The organism is Rhodanobacter ginsengisoli (assembly GCF_042657065.1).
Lineage (GTDB): Bacteria > Pseudomonadota > Gammaproteobacteria > Xanthomonadales > Rhodanobacteraceae > Rhodanobacter > Rhodanobacter ginsengisoli.
On the sequence record NZ_JBHSNF010000006.1, the window covers coordinates 1 to 22618 of the forward strand.

Annotated in this window: 18 protein-coding genes; 11 read left to right on the plus strand and 7 right to left on the minus strand. The window is 67.4% G+C overall.

Going from position 1 to position 22618, the window contains the following annotated elements; translation table 11 throughout:
• The first annotated feature begins 490 nt into the window (after positions 1–490).
• The 4 genes from ACFPPA_RS18505 (at position 491) to ntrC (ending at position 4176) form a co-directional block, all read left to right on the plus strand.
• The gene (locus ACFPPA_RS18505) at positions 491–901 is read left to right on the plus strand and encodes a lysozyme inhibitor LprI family protein (protein WP_377322640.1); all 411 of its coding nucleotides are present in this window, start codon (positions 491–493) and stop codon (positions 899–901) included.
• A gap of 68 nt (positions 902–969) precedes the next feature.
• Positions 970–1512 (plus strand): hypothetical protein, encoded by a 543-nt coding sequence (locus ACFPPA_RS18510; RefSeq protein ID WP_377322642.1) that lies wholly within the window; start codon positions 970–972, stop codon positions 1510–1512.
• 240 nt (positions 1513–1752) lie between these two features.
• Positions 1753–2772: a two-component system sensor histidine kinase NtrB gene (locus ACFPPA_RS18515; protein WP_377322644.1), complete on the plus strand. Its 1020-nt coding sequence runs from the start codon at positions 1753–1755 to the stop codon at positions 2770–2772.
• A 24-nt stretch (positions 2773–2796) separates the two neighbouring features.
• Positions 2797–4176: a nitrogen regulation protein NR(I) gene (gene ntrC, locus ACFPPA_RS18520; RefSeq protein ID WP_377322646.1), complete on the plus strand. Its 1380-nt coding sequence runs from the start codon at positions 2797–2799 to the stop codon at positions 4174–4176.
• 104 nt (positions 4177–4280) lie between these two features.
• Here the strand turns inward: ntrC and ACFPPA_RS18525 are convergent, their stop codons facing one another.
• A complete protein-coding gene (locus ACFPPA_RS18525) occupies positions 4281–8159 on the minus strand; it encodes a GH36-type glycosyl hydrolase domain-containing protein (RefSeq protein ID WP_377322648.1) in 3879 nt (1292 codons plus the stop codon).
• Between the two features lie 305 nt (positions 8160–8464).
• On the opposite strand from ACFPPA_RS18525, the gene ACFPPA_RS18530 reads away from it, so the two are divergent.
• From ACFPPA_RS18530 to gnd, 3 genes are all read left to right on the plus strand, one after another.
• Positions 8465–9787, plus strand: coding sequence for a glucoamylase family protein (locus ACFPPA_RS18530; RefSeq protein ID WP_377322650.1), 1323 nt, complete (start codon positions 8465–8467; stop codon positions 9785–9787).
• Positions 9784–11307 carry a mercuric reductase gene (locus tag ACFPPA_RS18535; RefSeq protein ID WP_377322652.1) on the plus strand — a complete coding sequence of 508 codons (1524 nt, stop codon included), beginning with the start codon at positions 9784–9786 and terminating at the stop codon, positions 11305–11307. Before ACFPPA_RS18530 ends, ACFPPA_RS18535 begins: the two co-directional genes overlap by 4 nt.
• An 89-nt stretch (positions 11308–11396) precedes the next feature.
• Entirely contained in the window at positions 11397–12302 is a 906-nt protein-coding gene (gene gnd / locus ACFPPA_RS18540) for a phosphogluconate dehydrogenase (NAD(+)-dependent, decarboxylating) (protein ID WP_377322654.1), read from the plus strand.
• 144 nt (positions 12303–12446) lie between these two features.
• Here the strand turns inward: gnd and ACFPPA_RS18545 are convergent, their stop codons facing one another.
• From ACFPPA_RS18545 to ACFPPA_RS18565, 5 genes are all read right to left on the minus strand, one after another.
• Positions 12447–12944, minus strand: a complete 498-nt coding sequence (locus ACFPPA_RS18545) for a VOC family protein (protein WP_377322656.1) — start codon at positions 12942–12944, stop codon at positions 12447–12449.
• A 9-nt stretch (positions 12945–12953) separates the two neighbouring features.
• Positions 12954–13130, minus strand: a complete 177-nt coding sequence (locus tag ACFPPA_RS18550; RefSeq protein ID WP_377322658.1) for a hypothetical protein — start codon at positions 13128–13130, stop codon at positions 12954–12956.
• Positions 13131–13219: 89 nt separating this feature from the next.
• The gene (locus tag ACFPPA_RS18555) at positions 13220–13594 is read right to left on the minus strand and encodes a hypothetical protein (RefSeq protein WP_377322660.1); all 375 of its coding nucleotides are present in this window, start codon (positions 13592–13594) and stop codon (positions 13220–13222) included.
• Between the two features lie 168 nt (positions 13595–13762).
• Positions 13763–14467 (minus strand): LytR/AlgR family response regulator transcription factor, encoded by a 705-nt coding sequence (locus ACFPPA_RS18560; protein ID WP_377322817.1) that lies wholly within the window; start codon positions 14465–14467, stop codon positions 13763–13765.
• Positions 14467–15519 (minus strand): sensor histidine kinase, encoded by a 1053-nt coding sequence (locus ACFPPA_RS18565; RefSeq protein ID WP_377322662.1) that lies wholly within the window; start codon positions 15517–15519, stop codon positions 14467–14469. The genes ACFPPA_RS18560 and ACFPPA_RS18565 overlap by 1 nt, the downstream gene beginning before the upstream one ends.
• 66 nt (positions 15520–15585) lie before the next feature.
• Here ACFPPA_RS18565 and ACFPPA_RS18570 point away from each other — a divergent pair, with 66 nt between their 5' ends.
• Both ACFPPA_RS18570 and ACFPPA_RS18575 read left to right on the plus strand, forming a co-directional pair.
• Positions 15586–17049 (plus strand): DUF6861 domain-containing protein, encoded by a 1464-nt coding sequence (locus ACFPPA_RS18570; RefSeq protein ID WP_377322664.1) that lies wholly within the window; start codon positions 15586–15588, stop codon positions 17047–17049.
• Positions 17046–17321, plus strand: coding sequence for an immunity protein Tsi6 family protein (locus tag ACFPPA_RS18575; protein WP_377322666.1), 276 nt, complete (start codon positions 17046–17048; stop codon positions 17319–17321). Before ACFPPA_RS18570 ends, ACFPPA_RS18575 begins: the two co-directional genes overlap by 4 nt.
• Before the next feature lie 95 nt (positions 17322–17416).
• Here the strand turns inward: ACFPPA_RS18575 and ACFPPA_RS18580 are convergent, their stop codons facing one another.
• Positions 17417–18079, minus strand: a complete 663-nt coding sequence (locus ACFPPA_RS18580) for an alpha/beta hydrolase (protein WP_377322668.1) — start codon at positions 18077–18079, stop codon at positions 17417–17419.
• A 208-nt stretch (positions 18080–18287) separates the two neighbouring features.
• Between ACFPPA_RS18580 and ACFPPA_RS18585 the strand changes: the two genes are divergently transcribed.
• Entirely contained in the window at positions 18288–20759 is a 2472-nt protein-coding gene (locus tag ACFPPA_RS18585; RefSeq protein ID WP_377322670.1) for a S9 family peptidase, read from the plus strand.
• 221 nt (positions 20760–20980) lie between these two features.
• On the plus strand, positions 20981–22612 hold the full coding sequence (locus ACFPPA_RS18590) for an efflux transporter outer membrane subunit (RefSeq protein WP_377322672.1): 1632 nt from the start codon (positions 20981–20983) through the stop codon (positions 22610–22612).
• The last annotated feature ends 6 nt before the right edge of the window (positions 22613–22618 follow it).

Below are 22618 nucleotides of genomic sequence, written 5' to 3' on the forward strand. Positions count from 1 at the left end.
ATCGATTTCTACAACAACAAGCGCTTACACTCCGCCTTGGGTTATCGTTCTCCCGTCGAGTTCGAAGCCAGTGCGGCTAACCAACCGGTGTCCACTTTTGCGTAGGAACTCTCCGGCTCCGCCGCCGCTTAATTCCAGCGTTAGGCAAAAATGAAGAACGTCATATCAAGGGTTCTTTCGTCTCTCAACAGAGAGGCACCTACCGAAACTCATCTCTTGGTTTCACGGATGGCGGGCGCAGCTGGCGTGCTATTTGTCTGCTGCGGCATTGGACTCGCGTTTGATGCTCAATGGTCACGTATAGCGCATCCAGCATTGGTAGTCGCTCTATGCTTTGTTCCACTTACTATCGGAGCAGCTCTTATATACACGGCATGGCGCCTGCTCGTTGCCTCAAAGAGAGGTCGGAGCTAAATGACGCCTAACATTTCGTTCAAGGCGGACGGCTTCGCCGCCGCTTAATTCCAGCGTTAGGCCGATGGAAATTCACATGCGTGTGCCACGAATTACTCCCTTGATTCTTGTGGTTTTGTGCTCCACGGGCTTGGCACAAGCCTCGTCCCAGCAATGCGATGGCAATACGCCGGAAATTCAAGCATGTATGGAGAAGAAGCTCGATGAGGCAAACGCCCTGCTCGCCAAGTACCTAACCGCGGCACAAGCAAGGATTGACAAGGACTTCGGTTCTAAACCAAACCTCAGAGCCTCACAAGCAGCGTGGGCGCACTATCGCGACCTCGAGTGCGGAGACGTTTTTGAATTTTGGGTCCAGGGCACGTATCGAACAATTGCAAACTCCGAGTGCATGCTCCGCCTCACGCAACAACGCACCCATGAGGTCTGGCAGGCTTACCTCACCTACCAAGATTCCACTTCTCCGTTGCTCCCTGAGCCCCGGTAGGTATCTGGGCCAAGTGCACGCATTCGCACAGGCCTAACTATTCGTTCAAGACATAAGCGTTAGCTGCTATGGGGAAACCACTGATCGTCTGGAACGAAGATGAGCTAGCTTCCTTGTTGGAAGCGTGCGCTGATCTACCGGTCATTGGCATCGATGGGCTCAAGTACGCCGGCAAGTCCCGCCTCACAGATCGGCTCGGCGCGAAGCTTGGGTGGCAGGTAGTGCACGCGGATGATTTTATTCGTTTTGGAGCGAGGCCCTACCCGGAAATCTTGGATCTCCCTGCTCTAAGCGCTGCCATACAGCGCCCATCGCTTGGGCCCAAGCTCCTTGACAGCATTCTCCTCGGTACCGTTCTGGACGCATTGAGCCTTGCTCCCGCACCCTTTATCTATGTGCGCCGCCGCAATCCGAGCGGCTCACTTTACGACCCCGGGTACTACGAACACTTTGACCCCGAACAGATGCTCGCGGTGGCCGCCGAGCAGTACCTGTTGGCCGGCGCCAATCCTGATGAGCCCATGCTCGAGTGCGAACTCATCCAGTACCACCAACGCTATGATCCTGCCAATCGGGCGACTGCAGTCTTCGAAAATGTCGTCAGCAGCTAACAACTCATCCAAGCAGACGCGATAGTTCCTGCGCTTTGGTGAACACCTACTGGGCGCAGACCGTCCCGGCCGGGGCTCTTGCTTGTCCCGAGCGGGGACCCAGGTTGGAGCTCTCGGTTGGAGACCGAAGCTCGAGCAAGATGCCCGAACTTTGGTATCTCGCACAACACCTGGTTTTCAGTCCCAATCCCAGCCGCCGCGGCATTTGCACCAAAGCATGGCATTGCCCATCATGGTGCAATGAATGCGATGGCGTGGCACGGGTGGGCGGAGCAGATGACGACGGGGATCGCCCTGGTCGATGCGGAGTTGCGCCTGTGCTGGATCAATCCGGCGCTGGCCGAGGCGCTGGGGCTGGGCCGGCGCAGTGCGGTCGGGCAACCGTTTGGCGGGCTGCTGGCTGATCCGGACGGGGTGGCGGAAGGGCTCGCCCAGGCGGCGCGGGTGCTGCGCGAGCAGCGTCCGCTGCAGTGGCGCGGGGTGGCGCTGCTGGCGGCGGGCGGCGGCGAGATCATCGCGGACATCGCGCTGCAGCCGTTCGAGGACGGCCTGCTGCTGGAGGTGCATGTGCTGGCCGAGCCGCTGTCGCTCAGTTCGCCGTTGTCGGCCACGCTGCGCGGCTTCGCGCACGAGGTGAAGAATCCGCTGGCGGGCCTGCGCGGCGCGGCACAGCTGCTGCAGCGGCGGGTCGATACCGAGGATCTGCGCGCGCTGGCCGGGCTGATCATCGACGAGGCGGATCGGCTCGGCGCGCTGGCCAACCGGCTGCTGCACAACGACGGCGCGGCGCAGCTCGGGCCGGTGAACATCCATCATCTGCTGGAACGGCTGGCGGACCTGCTGCAGGCCGAGCCGCAGCCGCCGCAGTTGCGCCACGACTACGACCCCAGCGTGCCCGATCTGCACGGCGATGCGGACCGGCTGCAGCAGGTGCTGCTGAACCTGGCCCGCAATGCCCTCGAGGCCGGTGCGCACACGCTGACTTTGCGCACGCGGGTGGAACACGGCCTGCGGCTGGGCGAGCGGATGCTGCGCATGGCGCTGCGGGTGGACGTGCTCGACGACGGTCCGGGCGTGCCGGCCGCGCTGCGCGACACGCTGTTCCAGCCGCTGGTCTCGGGCCGGGCCGACGGCAACGGCCTGGGCCTGGCGCTGTCGCGCGAGATCGCCCACGAACATGGCGGCGAATTGCGCTTTGCGAGCCGGCCCGGCGAGACGGTGTTTTCGCTGTATCTGCCGCTGGAGCGCGGGCATGACTGAATTGCATTCGAGGTGGGCGAAACCATGAGCGAGGAAATCTGGATCGTCGACGACGATCGCGGCGTGCGCTTCGTGCTGGCCGAGGCGCTGCGCGACGCGGGGCTGGCGGTGCGCGAGTTCGGCGACGTCGCGGCGGCGCGCGCGGCCCTGCGCGATGCGCGCCCCGGCGTGTGGCTGACCGATGTACGCATGCCGGGCGAGGACGGCCTGAGCCTGCTCAACGAACTGAACGCGCAAGGCATCGGTCCGGTGATCGTGATGAGCGCCTACACCGATGTGGCAACCACTGCGGCGGCGTATCGTGCCGGCGCAGTGGACTATCTGGCCAAACCGTTCGACCTCGACCACGCGGTGGAAGTGGTGCAACGCGCGCTGGCCAGCGTGGCGTCGCCGACCGCCCCCGCCGGCAGCGGCGTCGCGCCGGGCCATGCACTGCTCGGCGAGAGCGCGCCGATGCGCGAGGTGTTCCGCCTGATCGGCCGCGTCGCCGCCAGCGATCTCAACGTGCTGGTCACCGGCGAAACCGGCACCGGCAAGGAGCTGGTGGCGCGCGCGCTGCACGAGGAAAGCGCGCGTCGGGACAAGCCATTCGTGGCCCTGAACACGGCCGCGATTCCCAGCGAGCTGCTGGAAAGCGAGCTGTTCGGGCACGAGGCCGGCGCGTTCACCGGCGCCACCCGGCGCGTGGCCGGGCGATTCGAGCAGGCCGAAGGCGGCACGCTGTTTCTCGACGAGATCGGCGACATGCCGCTGGTGCTGCAGACCCGCCTGCTGCGCGTGCTGGCCGGGGGCGAGTTCTATCGCGTCGGCGGGCGCGAGCTGATCCGCGGCAACGTGCGCATCGTGGCAGCCACCCATCAGGATCTCGCCGCCCGTGTCGCGGCCGGCCAGTTCCGCGCCGACCTGATGCATCGGCTCGACGTGGTGCGGATCGAGTTGCCATCGCTGCGCAGCCGGCGCAGCGACATTCCGCTGCTGGCGCAGCACTTCCTGGCGGCCAGCGCGCAGGAGCTGAAGCTACCCCCGAAGCGTTTCGCGCGGGCCACGCTGAAGCTGATTGCGCAGCGCGATTTCCCCGGCAACGTGCGCGAGCTGGAAAACCTCTGCCGCCGGCTGGCGGTGATCGCGCCGGGCAGCGAGATCCTGCCGGCCGACCTCGGCGGCCACGCCGGCGCACCGGCCAGTGGCGAATGGACCGATGCCCTGCGCGAGTGGGCGGTGGCGGCGCTGGCGGGCGGCGAGGCGGACATCCACGCGCGGGCCCGCGATGCGCTCGACCAGACCCTGCTGCTGGCCGCGCTGCAGGCCAGCGAAGGGCACCGCCAGCATGCGGCGCAGGCGCTGGGCGTGGGACGCAACACGCTGACCCGCAAGCTGGGGGCGTCGCGTACCCGACGAACCTAGGTAACACGCCTTGCTGCAGGAGCGACTTCAGTCGCGATGCTTTCGCGCTTGACCAGCTCGACGCCAAGAGCATCGCGACTGAAGCCGCTCCCACAGGTTCAGCGTCAGCCAAGCACGATGCGCAGCCGGTGGGTCTGGCCGTCGTCGGCCAGTACGATCGCGGCACCGGGATCGAGCGTCTGGCCGTCCATTTCCACGGCGGCCACGCCGGCGCAAACCCGCTCCGGATTTTCCACGCTGATCTCGTAGCGGCTGCCGTGCTGGCCGCCGCGATGCCGATAGATCAGTTCAAAGCCGGGCCAGCTGCTCGGGATGCATGGCGCGATGCGCAGCCGGTCGCCCTGCAGCTGGAAGCCCAGCACGGCTTCCAGTCCCGCGCGGTACAGCCAGGCGGCGGAGCCGGTGTACCAGGTCCAGCCGCCGCGACCGACATGCGGCGCCACCGAATAGACGTCCGCGCTGACCACGTAGGGCTCCACCTTGTAGCGCGCGATCGCCTCTGCACTGTCGCTGTGATGGATCGGGTTGAGCAGGTCGAACAGGCCGCCCGCGCGCTCGCCGTCGCCGAGCCCGGCCCAGGCGAAGATCGACCAGATCGCGCCGTGCGTGTACTGGCCGCCGTTCTCGCGCACGCCGGGCGGATAGCCCTTGATGTAGCCGGGGTTCTCGGCACCGTCCTGGTCGAACGGCGGGGTGAACAGGCGGGCCAGCCCATGCTCGTGATCGACCAGCAGGCGATCAACCGAGGCCATCGCCGTGGCCGCGTGCTGGCGAGGGGTGGCGCCGGCGATGACGCTCCACGATTGCGCGATGGTGTCGATCCGGCACTGCGTGCTTTGCTGCGAACCGAGCGGGGTGCCGTCGTCGTAATAGCCGCGGCGATACCACTCGCCATCCCAGGCTTGTTCCAGCGCATGGCGAAGGTCCAGCGCGTGGTCGCGCCATGTCGCGGCGCGTGCGGTGTCGCCGCGCTGTTCGGCCACCGGCGCGAACGCATCGATGGCGCAGATCAGGAACCAGCCCAGCCAGCTGCTTTCGCCCCGACCGCCGGCGCCGACCGCGTTCATGCCGTCGTTCCAGTCGCCGGTGCCGATCAACGGCAGGCCATGCTCGCCGCGCTCCAGGCTGGAATCGATCGCCCGTGCGGCGTGTTCGTACAGCGACGCCACCTCGTCCGAGCGCTCGGGCTGGAAGAACGCGTCGACCGCACCGTCGGCAATCGCCGGGCCGTGCAGGAACGGCAGCGGCTCGTCCAGCACCGCCTGATCGCCGCTGACGTTGACGTAGTGCATCGCCACGTAGGGGAGCCACACGCGGTCGTCGCGGATGCGGGTGCGGATGCCCTGGCCACCGGGCGGCAACCACCAGTGCTGCACGTCGCCTTCGGCAAACTGGCGACCGCCCGCGCGCAGCAGGTGCGCGCGGGCAAGATCGGGCCGGCTCACGCACAGCGCCATCACGTCCTGCAGCTGGTCGCGAAAACCGTAGGCGCCGCTGGCCTGGTAATAGGCCGTGCGCGCCCACAGCCTGCAGGCGGTGACCTGGTACAGCAGCCAGTCGTTGAGCAGGATGTCCATCGACCGATCGGGCGTGCGCACCTGCACCGTATCCAGCAGCTCGTTCCATTGCGTCGCGACCTCGGCGAGCACGTGCTCGACCTCGGTGGCACGGTATTTTTCGATCAGTGCCTGCGCGGCGGTTTCGTCGTCGGCATCGCCAAGCAGGAAGACCAGCTCGATCCGGGTCTGCGGCGGCAGTTCGATGCGGGTCTGCAGTGCCGCGCACGGATCCAGTCCGATGCCCAGCCGACCGGACAACGGGGTGTTGTCCAGCAGCGCCGCCGGCTGCGCCACGCTGCCCAGCGGGCCGAGCAGTTCGGCGCGATCGCCGCTGAGCGAATGCTGCGCGCCGGCCAGGTCGAAGAACGCCACGCGCCCGTCGAAATCCGCGCGCCAGCGGTTGCGCGCGAACAACGCGCCGCTGTGCTCGTCGCGCGAGGTGAGCACGAACGGCGCCGGCGTGCTGCCGTTCGCGCCCAGCGCCCATTCCACATAACCGGTGACCGACAGGCGCCGGGTGCGGTGCGAGCGATTGCACAGGCTCAGGCGCGACAGCTTCAGCGTGTCGGCGGTCGGCACGCACTGGGTCAGCTCCAGTTCGATGCCATGCGCATCGGTCTCGAACCGGCTCCAGCCCTTGCCGTGGGTCACCCCGTAGCGCGCCTCGGCGACGCGGATCGGCGCGGCGGTGGCGCTCCACAAGCCGCCGTTGTCCTCGTCACGCAGATAGATCAGGTCATGCGGGGTGTCGCTGACCGGATCATTCGGCCACGGCGTCAAAGGGTTCTTCTGGCTGTTCTGCGACCAGGCGTAGCCGCCGCCCTCGGCCGACACGATGAAGCCGAAATCCGGATTGGCGATCACGTTGACCCACGGCGCGGGCAGTGGCTTCGCGCCGTCCAGCTCGATCCGGTAGGCACGTCCGTCGTCGATGAAGCCGCCGTGGCCGTTGGCGAACTCCAGCGTACCGGCGGCCGGGAACCTGGCGCCGACCGGGAGGCTGGCGCGGATCGCGTCCGGCGCCGCCGTGGCCGGCGCGGGGGCGCCGCTCGGCTCGCCAACGTCAGCGCCCAGCACCAGCCGCGCCACCGTGAGCAGGCCGTCGCGCAGGTCCGCGCCGATGCCATCGTCGCGCAGGCAGAACAGTTCCGCCTTCGGCGCGCCGTCATCGTGCTTCAGCCATTGTTGTTGGGTGCTCACCCGCGGATCGAGTACCTGCTGCAGCTCATCACCCGCGGCGCCGGCGAGCATGTTGAGCAGGACCACGTCGATCGCCAGCTGCTGGCTGCGCCACCAGTGCTGGGCCAGCAGCAGCTGGTTCACCTGTGCCAGCGCGGCATGGTCTTGCACGCACAGCAGGGCGATCGGGCGGTCGCCGGATATGCCCGCACCCCACAGGGTCGGCGGGCCACCGTGACCACGCGCGCGCTGCGCCGGGGTGGCGCGCCGGCCCGGGTCGCTGCGCAACAGTGCCGTCATCCACTCACCGAAGCGCGACGCCTGGTCGGGCGAGCTGCCGAGCTGCCGCAGGTCGGCGTCGGCATGCCGTGCCGCGTCGACAAGCAGCCGTTCGCCGGCATCGGGGTCCTGCAGCTGCGTCGTCAGTGCCGTCGCACCGGCACGCGTATCGGCCAGCCGCGTCCACAGCAGCAGGCGGACGCTGGCGCCGGGGGCCAGCGTGAAGTGCTGGCGCAGGCTGAACACCGGATCGAGCACACAGCCGGTGGTGTTGGACAGCGCCGCGCCGGCCTGCATCGCCAGCGCGTCGTGCAGCGTGTGGCCGCGACCGAGGAAGCGGGCGCGATCGGTTTCATGCGTCGGCGCCTCGGCGTCCGCCGGCGCACCTTCGAGCTGCAACGCCTGGGCGGCCCAGATTTCTGCCTGGCTGTTGCTGCGTCGTCGCCGGGTGGCCAGCAGCATGCGGTTCGCGGCGTCCCATTCGGTCTGCACGAACATCTTGGAAAACGCCGGGTGTGCATCGTCGTCGCCACGCGGGCCCAGCACCAGTTCGGCATACGAGGTCAGCGAGAACGTGCGGGTGCGATCGCCGTGATTGCTGAGGCTGAGCCGGCGCAGTTCGATGTCGGCGTCGTGTGCCACGGCGACCTCCAGCACGCTGTGCACGCTGGCGTGGCGGCGCTGGAAACGGGCCCTGCCGGGACTGAAATCCATCGCGTCATCCGGCAGGGACGTGCCCATCGGCTGCTGCGTGGGCGACCACACCTCGCCGCTGGCCTCGTCGCGCAACAGCAGGAAACCGCCCCACGGATCGCGGGTCGGATCCTCGCGCCAGCGCGTCACCGCCATGCCCTGCCATCGGCTGAACCCGGCCCCGCGGGTATCCAGCATGGTGGTGAAGCTCCCGTTGGACAGCAGTTGCATCTGTCCGGCGGTGGGGCGTGGTGTCGATGGATGGGATGTCATGGAGGGCGCACTCCTGCAGGCGTCCGGCAGCGGACAGGCCGGAATCTCGCCCCAGCGTACGGCCGCGATGGGGTAATGCACGTGAAAGGACCGCGCGTCGGCGGCGCCGGGCAACGCTCTACACGAGTCTCATGCATTCGTCGCGGCACACTGTCCGACGACCTTCGGGGCAGCTCGAGCGCACGAATGCCGACCGCCGCTGTCTGAGCCCGGGCAGAGGTTCGGCGCAAAAAGTTGCGTCATGCCGGTGCCTCCGGGTCGCCCGTGCCGTACCCGATCCCTGCCACGCACTGCTGGATGCCTCGATGTCTCAGCTCTCCACACTGCCGGATGACGTCCTGCTCGAGCGCCTGCAGCGCGCGGCGTTCGGCTACTTCGTGGAGCACATGAATCCCGCCAACGGCCTGGTGCCGGATACCTCGCGCGCGAATTCGCCGGTGAGCATCGCGGTGGTGGGGTTTGCGCTGTCGGCCTATCCGGTGGCGGTCGAGCGGGGCTGGATGGAGCGCGCCGAGGCGGTGCGGCGCAGCCTGCTGGCGCTGCGCTTCTTCCGCGACAGCGACCAGAGCGGCAGCCCCACGGCCACCGGCTACAAGGGCTTCTACTACCACTTCCTGGACATCCACACCGGGGCGCGGGTGTGGCGCTCCGAACTGTCGATGATCGACAGCGCGCTGCTGCTCGCCGGGGTGCTGACCGCGGCCACCTATTTCGGCGCCGACAATGCCGCGGAAACCGAGCTGCGCGAACTCGCCGACCTGCTGTACCGGCGGGTCGACTGGTGCTGGTCGCAGGATGGCGGCGGCACCATCCGCCAGGGCTGGAAGCCCGATTCCGGCTTCCTGCACTACGGCTGGGAGGGCTACAGCGAAGCGATCGTGCTGTACGCGCTGGCGCTGGGTTCGCCCACCCACCCGATCTCCGCCGACTGCTATCCCGCGTGGACCGCCACCTACCAGTGGGAAAACCTGTACGACAACGATTTCCTGTTTGCCGGCCCGCTGTTCGAGCATCAGTTCTCGCACGCGTGGATCGACTTCCGCGGCATCCGCGACCGTTTCATGCGCGAGAAGCGTTCGGATTATTTCGAGAACAGCCGCTGCGCGGTCTTCGTGCAGCGCAAGTACACCGCGCTCAATCCGCACGAGTTCGTCGGCTACGACGAAAACTGCTGGGGCCTGTCGGCCTGCGACGGGCCCAGCGACGAGCGGCCGGATCTGCAGAACGAGCACCGGCGCCTGTTCGGCTATGCCGCCCGCGGCGTGCCGTACGGACCCGATGACGGCACCTTGTCGCCGCCGGCGGTGCTGGCCTCGCTGCCGTTCGCGCCGGACCTGACCCTGGCCGCGATCCGCAACATCCTGCTGCGCTACCCGCAGGTGCTCACCCACGACCGCCTTGCCACCAGTTTCAATGCCACCCTGGTCGACGGCGACGGACAGCCGTGGGTGTCATCCGGTCACTACGGGCTGGATCAGGGGATCGTGTTGATGATGATCGAGAACCACCGCAGCGAGTGGATCTGGCAGCTGATGCGCGGCTGCGCCTACCTCAGCGACGGCCTGCGCCAGGCCGGCTTCGGCGAAGGCTGGCTGGAGCCACCGATCGACGGAGGGGCAGCGACATGACCGCGACCTTCGACGCCACCGTGCACACGCCGCAGGACGCGTTCGAATGCAAGCGCATCGCCGACGTGCACCCCGCGGCGTGGAACAATCCCGAATCCCCGGATCGCTACCAGCTGGTGATCGTCGGTGCCGGACCGGCCGGGCTGGCCGCCGCCGCCGATGCGGCCGCACTCGGCGCCAGGGTGGCGTTGATCGAGCGGCACCTGATCGGCGGCACCTGCCTCAACACCGGCTGCGTGCCATCCAAGACCCTGATCCGGACCGCCAACGTGTACGCCGAGATGCGCGACGCCGCCCGCTACGGCGCGCAGGTGCCGGGCGACATCCGGGTGGATTTCGCCGCCGTGATGGCGCGGCTGCGGCGCATCCGCAGCCATCTCACCGCCGGCTCGTCGGTGCGCCGGCTGGCGGCCAGCGGGGTCGACGTGTACTTCGGCAACGTGCGTTTCGGCGGCGCCGACCGGCTGAGCGTCAACGGCCAGGAACTGCGTTTCGACAAGGCGCTGATCACGACCGGCGCGCGCCCGGACCTCCCCGCCATCCCCGGTCTCAAGCAGGCCGGCTTCCTGACCAACGCCACCGTGTTCGATCTCACCGAACTGCCGCCGCGACTGCTGGTGATCGGCGGTGGCCCGCTCGGCTGCGAGCTGGCGCAGGCGTTCCAGCGACTGGGCTCGCAAGTCACCATCGTGCAGGACCGGCCGCTGTTCCTCGAACGCGAGGAGCGCGATGCGGCGCAGATCCTCGCCGACGCGTTTGCGCGCGACGGCATCGAGGTGCGCCTCAACACCACGGCGACCGGCGTGCGGGTGGAGGGTGGCGACAAGCTGGTCGACCTGGTCAGCGCCGACTACCGCAGCACGATCCGGGTCGATGCGATCCTCGCCGGCGTCGGCCGCCGACCGAATGTGCAGGGGCTCGAGCTGGAGGCCGCGGGGGTCGACTACGACGAGTGCACCGGCATCGCGGTGGACGATCACCTGTGCAGCAGCAACCCGCGCATCTACGCCGCCGGCGATGTCTGCCTGGAGGACAAGTACACCGACATCGCGGCCGATTCGGCGCGCATCGCGTTGCGCAATGCGCTGCTCGGCGGGCGCGAGCAACTGAGCAAGCTGGTGATCCCCTGGTGCACCTATACCGACCCGGAAATCGCCCACGTCGGCATGTATGTGCGCGAGGCCAACCGGCGGGGCATTCCGGTGAAGACGTTCACCATCCCGATGCACGAGAGCGACCGCGCGATCACCGACAGCGAGGAGCGCGGCTTCGTCAAGGTGCATATCCGCGACGGCAGCGACAGGATCCTCGGTGCCACCATCGTCTCGCGTCACGCCGGCGACATGATCAACGAGATCACCCTGGCGATGGTGGCGGACATCGGCCTGCGCACGCTGGCCAAGGTGATCCACGCCTACCCGACCAAGACCGAGGCGATCCGCCAGGCCGCCCTGGCATACAACCGAACGCGGATGACGCCGCGGCTGCTGGCGCGGCTGCATCGCTGGCTGGCGCGCTGATCGCGGTCACGTCCGCCTGTCACCGGCCAGCCTGGAATCCGTCGTCCCCAACCGCAATATCTCCACCACACTTCACCCAAGGAAATCCTATGCAACTCGGCATGATCGGCCTCGGCAAGATGGGCGCCAATATGGCGGAACGACTGCTCAACGGCGGCCACAAGGTGACCGGCTTCGATCCGAACGCGCAGGCGCGCAGCGGGCTCGAAGGCAAGGGCGGGGCGGCGGCCGATTCGCTGCCGGCGCTGGTCAAGGCGCTGCCCACCCCGCGCGTGCTGTGGATGATGGTGCCGTCGGGCAAGATCACCGACGACACCGTCGACGCGCTGATGCCGCTGCTGGACGAGGGCGACACCGTGATCGACGGCGGCAACTCGAACTACAAGGATTCGCTGCGCCGGGCCGCGAGCTGCGCCGGCAAGGGCCTGAACTACGTCGACTGCGGCACCAGCGGCGGCGTGTGGGGCCTGGCCGAGGGCTACAGCATGATGATCGGCGGCGACGAAAAGGTCGTCGATGCACTGACGCCGATCTTCGCGACGCTGGCGCCGGGCAAGGACAAGGGTTGGGGCCGGGTCGGCCCGGTCGGCTCCGGCCACTTCACCAAGATGGTCCACAACGGCATCGAATACGGCCTGATGCAGGCCTATGCCGAGGGCTTCTCGATCCTGCAGCACAAGCAGGAATTCGCGCTCGACCTGGCCCGGGTCGGCGAGATCTGGCGCTACGGCAGCGTGGTGCGCTCGTGGCTGCTGGACCTGACCACCGATGCGCTGAACAAGAACCCCACGCTGGAAGGCATCGCGCCCTACGTGGTCGATTCCGGCGAAGGTCGCTGGACCGTGGACGAGGCGATCCAGCTGGGCGTGTCCGCGCCGGTGATCACGCTGTCGCTGATGGAGCGCTTCCGCTCGCGCGACGCCGACTCGTTCGCCGACAAGCTGCTGGCCTCGATGCGCAACCAGTTCGGCGGGCATGCGATCAAGAAGGAATAGGCAGGCGCGTTTCGGCAGCGGCGAACGCATCCGCCGCCGCCGGGGGGCGGGCCCGCGCGAGCCCCACTCAGCCGCGGAACCGGAACGCCTGGCGCTTCGTCCAGGCCGAGCCGGTCATGCGCCAGCGCGCGGCGTCACTGCCCGTCAGCGGCGTTCCTCCATCAGCGCCAGCAGGTGGCCGTCCGGATCCTTGAAGAACGTCATCCACAGTTCGTGATCGGGCATCCTGGCGACGAGATGGGCTTCGTCCTCGAACACCACGTCCCTGGCCTTCAGTTCCGCCACGGCCGGTTCGATCCGCTCGACCCGGAAGTAGTGGCATGCGCCGGGGGCGGCTTGCACCGTCTTCGCCGACCCGTCGAGCATCAGCCGGATGCCGGCACAATCGAAGAACACCAGGCTGCCGAAGCGGAACAGCTTCGGCAGGCCGAGCGCTTCGCCGTAGAAGGCTTCGGACCGATCGGCGTCGGCGACCGGCAGTGCGATCTGACCCAGCGTGGAGAGTGGCATGCTGACTCCTTGCGTTGCGGTGACGACGACTGCATCAATCCGGCCCGTGCGACGCGCTTCCGGCATCCGGCGGGTGGGTACACCGGCGATCCGCCGGCGTGCCGGCCGACACTTGATGCGTTGCGCGAACACGAGCGCCGGTCATCCAGGCCGACGAAGCAACAGAAACGCCCAGACCGACAGCGCCGCCGCGAAACCGGTGATCGCGAGGTACCAGGGATCGGTGGCCAGCGCCGGATTCTCCACGAACATCCGGGAAACGTGAGCGATTACAGTCACGGCGAAAATGATGCCGGTGAAGATCACGTAGAGCCGCATGACGGTCGTGCTCCTGTGTGGGTTTGGCTGCGCGGATTGGTCTGCGCCGTCACGCCGCGCCAGACGGCGACGCCTGCTTGAGCCCGGAACTAACCGACGTAGGGATAGATTTCGTCTGCGATCCAGTACCACGCCAGCGCGACGGCAAAAAGCGTACCGGCCAGCCAAAGCATCCACCGCGCGTGCAGCCACGGCGTGCGAAATGGCGAGCGTCGCATCGCGGTCTCGGCGAGGTAAGCGGAGCAATAGCAGGCGTTGGCAGCCAGCGCGAGGACAAGCAGCGTCAGCAAGTCCTGCACGGTGAGGGCGGGAAGAAATTGGGGCCAGGTAAAGGCGAGCCAGCCGATCACGACCAGGGCAAGCACCACGTTGTAGACGATGCGGCGCGGTTCCCAGTAATGCATCGCCTCGCGAAGAGTGGCCTTGAACGCGGACGGCTCGTCGAGCCGGGGCGGAGTGCTCATGCGCAACCTCCTGCTTTGCCTGGCCCAACGGCGAGTCGATTCCAGATCAGGGCCTCTGTGCGGGATGGTCGGCTTCCGGTCGCCCTTCGTCAAGCGAGTGGAATCCGCGCCGGCGCGATATCCCGGACGGGCCGGCGACACGCGTGCCGATGCTGCATGCCGCACCCGTCAGCCCAGTCGCAGCAGTTTCCTCACCGCCGGCAGATTGCGCCGGCTGATTTCGGGATTGAGTTCGGTGCCGTCCAGGCGGGCCAGGACGCGGCCGTCGGCGAGGGTCTTCAGGCCGAGCAGGCGGGCCGGCGGCACCAGGCAGTTGCGGTGCAGGCGGATCAGCTGGTCGGGGTAGGCGTCCTCCAGCTGGCGCAGCGATTCCTCGATCAGCAGCTCGCCGCGGCGGTGCTGCACGACCACGTATTTTTCCTCGGCGAGCAGGCACAGCACTTCGTCCAGCGCGATGCGCACCTGTTCGCCGCGCAGGCGGCCGTGCAGCCAGGCGGCCGACTCGAGCGGCGTGTCGGCGAGGCGGCGTTGCGCGCGCTGCAGCGCATCGCGCAGGCGTTCCAGCCGCACCGGCTTGAGCAGGTAATCGACCGCACCCAGCTCGAACGCCTTCAGCGCGTGCGCCTCGTAGGCGGTGCAGAAGATCACCTGCGGGCGGCTGCGCCCGGCCAGCCGCCGCGCCAGCGTGACGCCGTCGATGCCGGGCATGTTGATGTCGAGCAGCAGCAGGTCCGGTTGCAGCGTGTCGAGCGAAGCGAGGGCGGCCTCGCCATCGTCGAGGCTGCCAGCGATCTCCACGCCGTCGCATTCGCCGAGCAGCGCGGCCAGGCGGGCCCGTGCCAGTGGTTCGTCGTCGACGATCAGCACGCGCATCACGCCTTGGCTCCGGGCAGTTGCAGCAGCACCACGAAGCGGTCGCCCTGCGCGCCGGCCTGCACCTTCGCCAGCGGGCCATAACGGTAGGCGACGCGCTGGCGCACGTTGTCCAGCCCGTGGCCGTTGCCGGGCGTGGCGGGCGCGGTCGGCAATGGGTTGACGATCTCGATGCGGATGCCGTCGCCGTCCCTCCAGCCGAGCAGGCTCACCTCGCCGCCGCCGCGCAGCGGCTGGATGCCGTGGCGTACCGCGTTCTCGACCAGCGGCTGCAACAGCAGGCGCGGCAACGGGAAGTCGGCGGGCAGCTCGTCCAGCTCGCGCCGGATGCGCAGGCGCGTGCCCAGGCGCAACTGCTCGATCGCCAGGTAGCGCTCGATCAGCGCCAGCTCCTCACCCAGCGTGCCGTCGCCGATGTCGTGCTGGCCCAGCGCGGCGCGGAACAATTCGGAGAGGTCTTCGACGGTGCGCTCGGCCGCGGCCGGATCGACCCGGATCAGCGCGGCCACGGTGTTCATGCTGTTGAACAGGAAGTGCGGCCGGATGCGCGCCTGCAGCGCTTCCACCTGGGCCCGCGTGACCGCGGCGAGGCGCGCCTGCCACTGCGCCAGCACGTAGAAGTAACGCAGCATCGCGGCGCCCAGCAGGGCCGCGATCACCACGTTGTCGCGCACGAACACCATCATGCTGCTGCCGATCAGCTGCATCTGCAGCGAGCCGTCCAGCCAGCGTGCCAGTGCGCTGGCGGTCAGCACGATCAGCACGATCAGCAGCCACACGCCCACGTACGGCAGATGGCCGGGCAGCCGCTGCAGCAGGTGGCGCAGCTTGCACAGGGTGACCGCGACGACCAGCGCCAGCCACGTCACGAACAGCATGCTGACGCTGTAGGCGGGCCAGTCGCGCTGGTTGTCGCGCGCCAGCCACATCACCGTCACCGTCAGCGCGCCGACGATGAACAGCGCGAACAGCGCCGGCAGCTGGCAGAAGTCCGGCAGCGGGCTGTGTTCGGCGCGGCCACGCGGGCTGCGGTTGGGCGGGAAGGCACGCATGCGGCAAGTATGCCGCAAGCGCGGATGCGCGAATGAGTACGAAGAGCGGATTCCAGGTGTGGCTGGATGGCCGCTTGCGCCATTTTCTTCTACGTCATTTTGATCAGCGAGAACTTGCGCAATGGGCCGCTGGATTTGTTCGTGCAGACCCGATCAATCCACTTGCACACCCATGCGTGGCTGTTTGAGACCCGGATCAAGCCCACCCACCGGAAGCATCCGTTACTCTTGAGCCGGCACAGGGAATCCACGGAAGGGACGACGGTGACAAGATGGATCGATGACTCGTGGCGCAAATTGCATGACTGGGCCGGCCGGCAGGCAGCCAGTCTCAGGGGTGAAGCCCGCCTGATTGCGACCCGCGCCGACTGCCTGCAACTGGCGATCGAGCGCTCCGAAGGTCTCGCCACCGACCAGATTGTGCGGGACTTCCACGAACTGGATGTGCGCGAGGTCATCAACAACATCCTCGCGGTGCTGCGCCAGTGCCTGATCGTGATGATTACCAGCACTGGCGGTGGCGCGCTGATCGGTGGCATCGCCGGTGGCATCGGCGGCGTGGGTGTCGGCGCCATTCCCGGTGTCGCCATCGGCGCCGCGGCAGGCGCGCAGGTTGGCGAGTGGATCCTGATCGTGATGGGCCTGAAGGCACTGACGGAATACATCGTGCACGACATGCCCGCGATCGCCCGCAACTACCGCGAAGGCTTGTGCCGGGCCTGGCTGGCCGCCTCGTCGCCACCATTGCCCCAGCAGCAGGTCCGTGTCGATGCTTTCGCCCTGCAGAACGCCGCCGCCACCCTCGCCCGCGGCCACGTCGCGATGTTCGTCCTGCTGCTCATGGGCATAGTCGCCTACCTCGCCAAGGGCCGGGGCAGCATCGGCGAACTGGCCGACAACGTACGCAACGGCAAGCTGGGCTCACGCTTCGCCGATTGGATGGTGAGAAACGAAGAGAAATTGAAGGCGGAGCCGCGGTTGCAGACGCCAATCAGCAAACCAGGCAATGAAGCAGCGGATGGTCCGGTTGCTGCCAGGGCACGCCCTCGGAGAGTCGTGGAGAGCAAGCGGCCGGAACCCGTCAGCCTAACCCTGTCAGTTGCACAAAAACGTCAACTTGCGCGCGACTTCTATCTGAAACAGGGATATGGTCCAAAACGGGTTGACTCCCACTTGGCAGGCATAGATTTCGACAAGCCGGTTGAGGTGGTCACTTTGCCAAAGGGTACTCTGCTCGAGCAGTGGCAGGCCCCTCGGGCTGCCCAGGGCAACTACTACTCACCACCGGGGACACCGGCGGAGCAATTGGGGATTTCTCCAGTTGGGCTGGATCCTGCAACCGGACAGATCGCCGACAAGGTTGCCACAACGTATGTCACCAATAGCGAGGTCGAAGTCTTGAAGTCCACGGCAGCAGCAGTGAACGATACGTGGTCGGTTCCTGGTCAGGTCATTGCCACGGAGGGCAAAGGAACCCAGATGTTGAGCGCACAGAGCGGTGCTTTCGATGCCGTTGGAGGCGGTCAATGATCGAGCGCGGGGAAGCCATGAACTCGGTCAGGAAGGCACGGGCTCTAATCGGCGAACGCATGGCCGGGAATCCCGGCTACGGAGTTTATGTTCATGCCAGCGAGCAGTTGGAGCGGATGCTGAAAGATCTCGGCAGTCCCTATCTTCCACCTGCGGCGAAGCGCGAATGGGTTGATATCGGCCTGATGGCGGCCAAGGAACTGGAGGCTGTGGATCCGGATCTTGCGAACGCACTGATGGATGCCGATTACGACTTCAAACACGCCAACTGAGACCAACAAACGCGAAGCCCATGATGAGCGGGCCCCGTTCAATCCACTCTAACTTTGGCGCACGCCAATGGCACCTCGCCCCCGCACGTGGCGCTTCAGCCCAGCAGCGCGCCCAACCAGCGGCGCAGCTCGGCGATCTCGTCGGCGCAAACGGCATGAGCCATCGGGTAGCTGTGCCAGTCGACCGGATAACCCAACGATTGCAGAAGGTCGCGCGAGTCGACGCCGCGCTGCAGCACCACCACCGGATCGGCGGTGCCGTGGCCCCAGAAGATCGGCGTGTTCGCGTTCGCGCCGCTGCGCTCGTCGGCGAGTTTCGCGGCCAGCGGCAGATAGGTCGACAGCGCCACGATGCCGGCCAGTTTCTGCGCATGGCGAAGTCCCGCCGCCAGCGCAATCGCGCCGCCCTGCGAGAAGCCGGCCAGCACGATCCGCTCGCTCGGCACGCCACGATCGTGTTCGCGCTCGATCAGCGTTTCGACCTCGCCGATCGAGGCGCGGATGCCGGCAATGTCCTCGCGGGCCAGGGTGTCAAAGCCGGCGATGTCGTACCACGCGCGCATCGACAGGCCATTGTTGATCGTCACCGGCCGCACCGGCGCATGCGGAAACACGAAGCGCAGCGCCGGCCATGCGCCGTCCACCAGCTCCGGCACGATCGGCACGAAGTCGTTGCCGTCGGCGCCGAGGCCATGCAACCAGATGATGCTGAAGACGGGATGGGCGGCGGTTTCGCGTTCGACGGTGGGCAGGGTCATGCGGGTACTCGTGACGGGATCAACAGGACGCAAGCTTAGCGCGATCTCCCCTCGCGACCGCGGCGCATCCGTATCCCCGCGCACGGCAGGCGCGCGCTCGCGCGCTCGGGGCGTGGTCGCAAAACGCTCGCGGCCCTGACTTCTGGCACGGTGGGCGCGCCTCGCCGCCGTGCTCGGTTATGCTGGTTTTTTTGCCTGGGGAAGATCCATGCGCCGACTGCTGCTTGCCGCCCTCGTTGCCTTCACCGTGCTGCCCGTGGCCGCCGCCGAGTCACCTGCGGCGGCCTCGGGTCCGCTCGATCTGGAAACGATCATGGCCAATCCGGACTGGATCGGGCAGGCGGTGGAAAATCCGTACTGGAGCGTGGACGGGCGCAGCCTGTACTACGCGCTCAAGCGCGACGGCAGCCCGGTGCGCGATCTGTACCGGGTCGACCCGGCCAGCGGCACCAGCGTGAAACTGGACGCCGCCGCGATGGCCCGGGCCGACGGACCGGCGGTGTTCGATCGCGCGCACCGGCACGCCGCCTTCATCCTGCATGGCGACGTGTTCGTGGTGGACCTGGCCACGGGCCGGCGCAGCCAGGTGACGCTGACGCCGCAGCGTGAATCCTCGCCGCAGTTCTCCGCCGATGGCCGCGCGCTGCAGTTTCGCGCGGGCAACGACTGGTATCGCTACGACCTCGCCAGCGCCGTCACCGCGCCGGTGGCGCTGCTGAAATTCGCCGACGACCCGCAGGCGAAGAAGCCCGACCAGCTCGGCGAGCTGCAACTGAAGCTGTTCAAGACCCTGCGCGATGACAAGGCCGACGAGCAGGCGCTGCGCGACGAGGGCAAGGCGCTGGATGCCGCCGATCCCGGGCGCGCGCCGCTGCCGTTCTGGCTGGGCGACAAGGTCACCCCGGTGGATACGGAACTGTCGCCGGACGGCCGCTGGATGCTGCTGGTCACCAAGCCGAAGGATCATGCCGCCGGCAAGGCGCCGCTGGTCAACCACTACGTCACCGACAGCGGCTATGTCGAGCCGGAAGACGCGCGCAGCTACGTCGGCCGCAACGATCCGGCGCCGCAGTCGCTGCTGCTGCTGGATCTGCGCGACCACCGGACGTATCCACTGCAGACCGACGGGCTGCCGGGCATCGGCGAGGACCCGCTGGCGGCGCTGCGCAAGCAGGCGGTGGCCGCGCTGGAGAAGGCCGGCAAGACCGACCAGGCCGAGGCGCTGAAGGCTCCGAAGCTGCGCCCGGTGCGCATCGTGGCCAGCAGCGAGGATGGCGGTGGCGGCGGCATCGTATGGAGCGACGACGGCAGCCAGCTGGCGATCCAGCTGCGCGCGATCGACAACAAGGATCGCTGGATCGCCACGGTGGATTTCGCCAACCACAAGCTGGTTACCCAGGATCGCCTGACCGATCGCGCCTGGATCAACTGGAGCTTCAATGAATTTGGCTGGCTGCCCGACAACCGCACCCTGTGGTTCGAGTCCGAAGCCAGCGGTTGGGCGCAGCTGTACGTCAAGCCGCCAGGCGGCAAGGCGCATGCATTGACCGGCACCGGTTACGAGGTATCCGATCCGGTCGTATCGCGGGACGGCAAGTGGTTCTACCTGCTCGCCAACAAGCAGGCGCCATATTCCTACGATGCATACCGGCTGCCGACTGCTGGTGGCGAGCTGCAGCGCGTTACCCGTTATGAGAGTCTCGGCTGTGCCGAGTGCGGCGTGCCGTTCGTGTTGTCGCCCGATGGCAGCAAGCTCGCCGTGCTTTACTCAACGTCCTACATTCCACCGCAACTGGCGGTGGTGGATGTCGATGGCTCCGCCGCGCATGAACTCACCGACACACGCACCGCGAAGTACAAGGCGATGCATTGGGTCGAGCCGAAGTTCGTCAAGATTCCGAGCAGCCACGGCCATTTCGGTATCTGGGCCAAGTATTACCAGCCGGCGGACCATGACACCTCGCACAGCCATCCGGCGGTGCTGTTCGTGCACGGTGCGGGTTACCTGCAGGACGTGACCAAGAGCTGGTCGTACTACTTCCGCGAGCAGATGTTCCACAACCTGCTGCTGCAGGAGGGCTATGTCGTACTCGACATGGACTATCGCGCCTCCGCCGGCTACGGCCGCGCGTGGCGCACCGCGATCTATCGCCAGATGGGTCACCCGGAACTGGAGGACCTGCTCGACGGCAAGGCCTGGCTGGTCAAGCACCAGGGCGTCGATCCGCAGCGGGTCGGGATCTACGGCGGCAGCTACGGCGGCTTCATGACCGAGATGGCGCTGCTGCGCGCGCCGGGTGCCTTCGCCGCCGGCGCCGCGCTGCGCGCGCCGTCGGACTGGACCAGCTACAACGACGAGTACACCTCGAACATCCTCAACGACCCGCAACTCGATCCCGAGGCCTACCGCACCAGCTCGCCGATCGAATACGCCGACCAGCTGCAGGATCCGCTGCTGATCGCGCACGGCCTGATCGACAACAACGTGATGGCCAGCGATTCGATCCGCCTGTACCAGCGTTTCATCGAGCTGCACAAGAAGAACTTCTGGATCTCGCTGTACCCGGTCGAGCGCCACGCGTTCGAGCACGCCGATTCCTGGCATGACGAATACCGCCGCATCGACGAGCTGTTCAACACGTACGTGAAGCCGTTGAAGGCGGACGCCACGGGCCACTGATCCGCACCATCGGCGAGCGCGGGGCCCGGCCATCACGGTGGCGGCGACCTGGCGCTCGCCGTCCTTCGACGGGATCGAGCGGAGGTGCCGATCGAGCTGCCAGGCCGGCCGCGGCGCTTCCGACCGGCCCGCCGCGGCATGACTTCCGGCAGGACTGTCACTGTCAATTGCAATGTTATATCGTTACCCTCTGTCGCTTCTCTTGCTGAAGATGCTCTGGCATGAACGAGACGTGGGTTGATGTGCTTGCCAGGGTCCGGGGAGGGAGAGCGCAGCGCGCCGACGGCGTGTCACGGCTTCGCGATGGCTTGCCTTCGGCGCTCCGCTGCGGCGGTGCGGCGTTGCTCCTGCTGCTGGCCGGCTGCGCGGTAGGCCCCGATTTCAGCAAGCCGTCCGCGCCGGACGTCCACGGCTACACCCGCCGTCCGTTGCCCGCCACGCTGGCCAGTGCCGATGTTGCCGGCGGGCAGGCGCAGCAGTTCGTCGAGGGCGGCGACATCCCCGCCGACTGGTGGACGCTGTTCCACTCGCCGCCGCTCAATGCGCTGATCGAGCAGGCGCTCGCCCACAATGCCGATCTCAAGGCCGCGCAGGCTGCGCTGGCGGTGGCCAGGGAAAATACCAAAGCGGGACGCGGCGCCTACTATCCCAACGTTTCGGCCGGCTTTTCGGCGAGCCGCGAGCAGGATCCGCCCGGCGCGCTGGCGGCGGTGCCCAGCAACAACGCGTTTCTGTACAACCTGTTCACGCCACAGGTCAGCGTGTCGTACGTGGCCGACGTATTCGGCCTGAACCGGCGCACGGTCGAGTCGCTGCAGGCGCAGCAGCAGGCCGTCCGTTTCCAGATGCTCGCCACGCGCATCACGCTGAGCACCAACGTGGTGGCCGCGGCGGTGCAGCAGGCCTCGCTGCGGGCGCAGATCGAGGCGACCCGTGAGCTGATCGCGATCAACACGAAGATGGTGAAGATCCTGCGCTATCAGCTGGCGAAAGGTTATGCCGGGCGGCTCGACCTCGCCGCGCAGGAATCGCAGCTGGCCCAGCTGCAGTCGACGCTGCCGCCGCTGCTGACCCAGCTCGCGCAGCAGGACGACCTGCTGGCGGTGCTGGCGGGCCGGTTTCCCAGCCAGGCCGAGGCACAGACGTTCGACCTTGCCAGCCTGCAACTGCCGCAGCAGTTGCCGCTGAGCCTGCCGTCGGCGCTGGTCGCGCAGCGACCGGACGTGGGCCAGGCCGAGGCGAACATGCACGCGGCCAGCGCCCAGATCGGCGTGGCCATCGCCAACCGCTTGCCGAACATCACCTTGAGCGCGAACGCGGGCAGCACGGCGCTGGCGATCAACCAGCTGTTCAAGTCCGGCACCGGTTTCTGGAGCGTGGGTGCGGATCTGGCCGCGCCGATTTTCCAGGGTGGCACCCTGCTGCATCAGGAGCGCGCCGCCAAGGCCGCCTATGTGCAGGCGGCCGAGCAATATCGCGGCACGGTGCTGACCGCATTCCAGAACGTGGCCGACACCCTGGCCGCCCTGCAACATGACGCCGAGGGCCTGCAGGCGGCCGCCCATGCCGCGGATGCGGCCAAGGTGACCCTGGATCTGTCGCAGCGCCAGTACAAGGACGGCTACGCCGGCTACCTGTCGCTGTTGAGCGCGGAGCAGGGCTACCAGCAGGCGCGCATCGCGCTGGTGCAGGCGCAGGCCAGTCGCTACGCCGACACCGCGGCCCTGTTCCAGGCGCTCGGTGGCGGCTGGTGGCATGCCGCCGATGCAGGCCAGTCCGACGCCGTGCCTTCCGAGCCGGACCCGACCCATGCCGGTCATGCCCCCACCACCCGGGACAGCGATGAAAAGTAGATCCGC